The sequence below is a fragment of the Intrasporangium sp. genome (genome assembly GCF_036566125.1).
In the GTDB taxonomy this organism is placed as follows: Bacteria; Actinomycetota; Actinomycetes; order Actinomycetales; family Dermatophilaceae; genus Intrasporangium.
The window spans coordinates 1-2,511 of the sequence record NZ_DATCWX010000282.1; the positions used below are offsets into that span (position 1 = coordinate 1).

Below are 2,511 nucleotides of genomic sequence, written 5' to 3' on the forward strand. Positions count from 1 at the left end.
GGCCTCACCGAGCAGGTCCACTCGGTGGACGTCGGCCTCGAGAGCACACCGCTCGTGGAGATCGGGGCGGATGTCATCACCGTCACCGTCGGGGAGGAGTCCCGGCTCCATGGGGTCGCCATCTTCGAGCTGCGCCTGCCCCGGCGCGCCATGGTGACCCTAATCGTGCGCAACGGCGAGTCCTTCGTCCCGGTGCAGCACACGACGATCCGGCACGGCGACCAGCTGCTCGTCGTGACGACCTCCGGCTCCCGCAGGACGACGGAGGAGCGGATCCTGGCCCTGAGTCTGCACGGCCGGTTGGCCGGCTGGCCGTCAGCCGGACTCGAGCGCGCCCGTAGAATTGGCCGACAGACCCCCCGCAAGACCTGAGGTAACCAGTGCCCACGTACACCTACGCCTGCACCGAGTGCGGCCACGAGTTCGACATCCGCCAGTCCTTCACCGACGACCCGCTGACGGACTGCCCGGACTGCGCCGACGGCGCCGGCCGGCTGCGCAAGGTGATCCACCCCGTCGGCATCGCCTTCAAGGGCTCCGGCTTCTACAAGACCGACTCCCGATCGAGCGGGGGTGGCAAGGGATCGGATGGCTCGGGTAGCTCCGGTGGCAAGGACGCGGGTGGCGGCTCCTCTGAGACTGCGGCTTCCACGTCGTCCGAGTCGGCCGGGCCGTCCGGCTCGTCCGGGTCGTCCGGGTCGTCCGGGTCCTCGTCATCCGGGCCGGCCTCGGGGGCGTCCGGGTCTGGCGGTTCCTCGAGTGGGTCCGGCTCGGGCACCAAGACCGCTGCCTCCTGAACCGGCCATATCCGCCTGACTCGTCCACATCCCCACCACCTCCTTCGGACCTGTCCCCATGCTTCGTCGTGAGGCCCGACGCCGTTGGGCTGCCGTTCTAGGCTGCCGACATGACCTCACACAGCACCGTTCTCACGCCGTCCGACATCACCGCTGAGATCGGAGTCATCGGGGGCTCCGGGCTCTACGACTTCCTCGACGACTTCGAGACCGTTGAGGTCACCACACCGTTCGGCGAGCCCAGCGACCCCCTCGTCGTCGGTGAGGTCGACGGGCGCCCGGTGGCGTTCCTTGCCCGTCACGGCAAGGGCCATCGCTTCGCCCCGCACCGGATCAACTACCGCGCCAACCTCTGGGCCCTGCGAGCCGTCGGCGTGCGCCAGGTCCTCTCGCCGTGTGCGGTCGGGTCGCTCAACCCGGAGCACGGTCCGGGGACCATCGTGGTCCCGGACCAGGTCGTCGACCGGACCTGGGGCCGTCAGCACACGTTCTACGAGGCTGAGGGCCCGATCGTGCACGTGGGCTTCGCCGAGCCCTACTGCGCCAACGGACGACAGGTGGCGGTGGACGCCGCGCGGGTGTCCGCGCTCGAGGTCGTGGCCGATGGGACGCTCGTCGTCATCAACGGCCCCCGGTTCTCCTCCCGGGCGGAGTCGCTGATGCACCAGCAGCTCGGCTGGGAGATCGTCGGCATGACGACGATGCCCGAGGCGGCCCTCGCGCGTGAACTTGCGCTCTGCTTCACGACGATCGCCATGGTGACCGACCTAGACGCCGGGGTCGAGGGTGGTGAAGCCGTCACCCACGAGGAGGTCATGCGGGTCTTCGCTGAGAACGTCGAGAGCCTCAAGGGTGTGCTCCGGGACGCCATCGGTCAGCTGCCTGCGCACGAGAACGACGCCGCGGCCACGTGTGCCTGCCGACGCAGTCTCGACGGGATCGAGCTGCCGTTCGACCTGCCCTGATGAGCGTGCCTCCGGGCCCCGGTCGCCGACCTCTCGCGTCGACCGGAGAGTCGTCGCGCCGTGTCCTCCGCCGCGGGCGCGCTCGGCCGGGCTCACGGCTGCAGCGGTCGCGCCGGGCTCGCGCCCGTCGATGGGTCACTGCCTTGCTTGCCGGGCTTTCCGTAGTCGTCGCCCTGGCCGCCCTGCGACCCGATGGGACGGCCGCCACCGGCATGGCGACCGTAGTGGCTGCACGGCTGATCCCCTCCGGGGCGATCATCGAGCCCGGCGATGTGCGCGTCGAGACGCGTCCTGCCGAGCACCGCCCCCAGTCTGCAGTGGGTGCCGTCACGGCAGTCGTGGGACGGCGCGCCGGCGGTCCGATCGAGGCCAGGAGCGTCGTTACGACCGAGCGCCTCGCCGGTCCGGGCCTGCTGGCGGGACGGTCGGATGGCGACGTGGCCATGACGGTGCCGGTCATGGAGGTCGCACTCACCGGGGTCCAGCCAGGGAGCAGCGTGGATGTCTACGCCACCGGGACCGGACAACAAGTCGTGACCGATGCACAGGTCCTAGCCGTCCTGGGTCGCACAGGGGGCGGCGGCACCTCGAGCTCGACGGAGGATGAAGACGGGGAGGCGTCCGGCGGTGCCCTTGGGGCGACGGTTTCGTGGGGGGACCAGCCGGATCCCGGGATCACGGTGGCGGTCTCATCGAGCGAAGCGCGACAGCTTGCCCTGCACCTCAGTGCCCTCAGCGCCGGGGAGAGC

The 2,511-nt window shown here is 70.5% G+C and carries 4 protein-coding genes; all 4 read left to right on the top strand.

Features of this window, described 5'->3' with window-relative positions:
* Window positions 1–372, top strand: a 372-nt coding sequence (locus tag VIR15_RS17245; protein ID WP_331929986.1) for a TrkA C-terminal domain-containing protein, incomplete at its 5' end; no start/stop codon positions are given.
* A gap of 8 nt (window positions 373–380) precedes the next feature.
* The gene (locus VIR15_RS17250; RefSeq protein ID WP_331929988.1) at window positions 381–797 is read left to right on the top strand and encodes an FmdB family zinc ribbon protein; all 417 of its coding nucleotides are present in this window, start codon (window positions 381–383) and stop codon (window positions 795–797) included.
* Window positions 798–907: 110 nt separating this feature from the next.
* Window positions 908–1,762 (top strand): S-methyl-5'-thioadenosine phosphorylase, encoded by an 855-nt coding sequence (locus tag VIR15_RS17255; RefSeq protein ID WP_331929990.1) that lies wholly within the window; start codon window positions 908–910, stop codon window positions 1,760–1,762.
* Window positions 1,763–1,986: 224 nt separating this feature from the next.
* Window positions 1,987–2,511 (top strand): CpaB family protein (locus VIR15_RS17260; RefSeq protein WP_331929992.1); only part of this gene is annotated, 525 nt, incomplete at its 3' end.

Excerpts from the sequence above, each read along its gene's own strand:
- VIR15_RS17255 (WP_331929990.1), top strand. The coding sequence starts at position 908 with ATGACCTCACACAGCACCGTTCTCACGCCGTCCGACATCACCGCTGAG.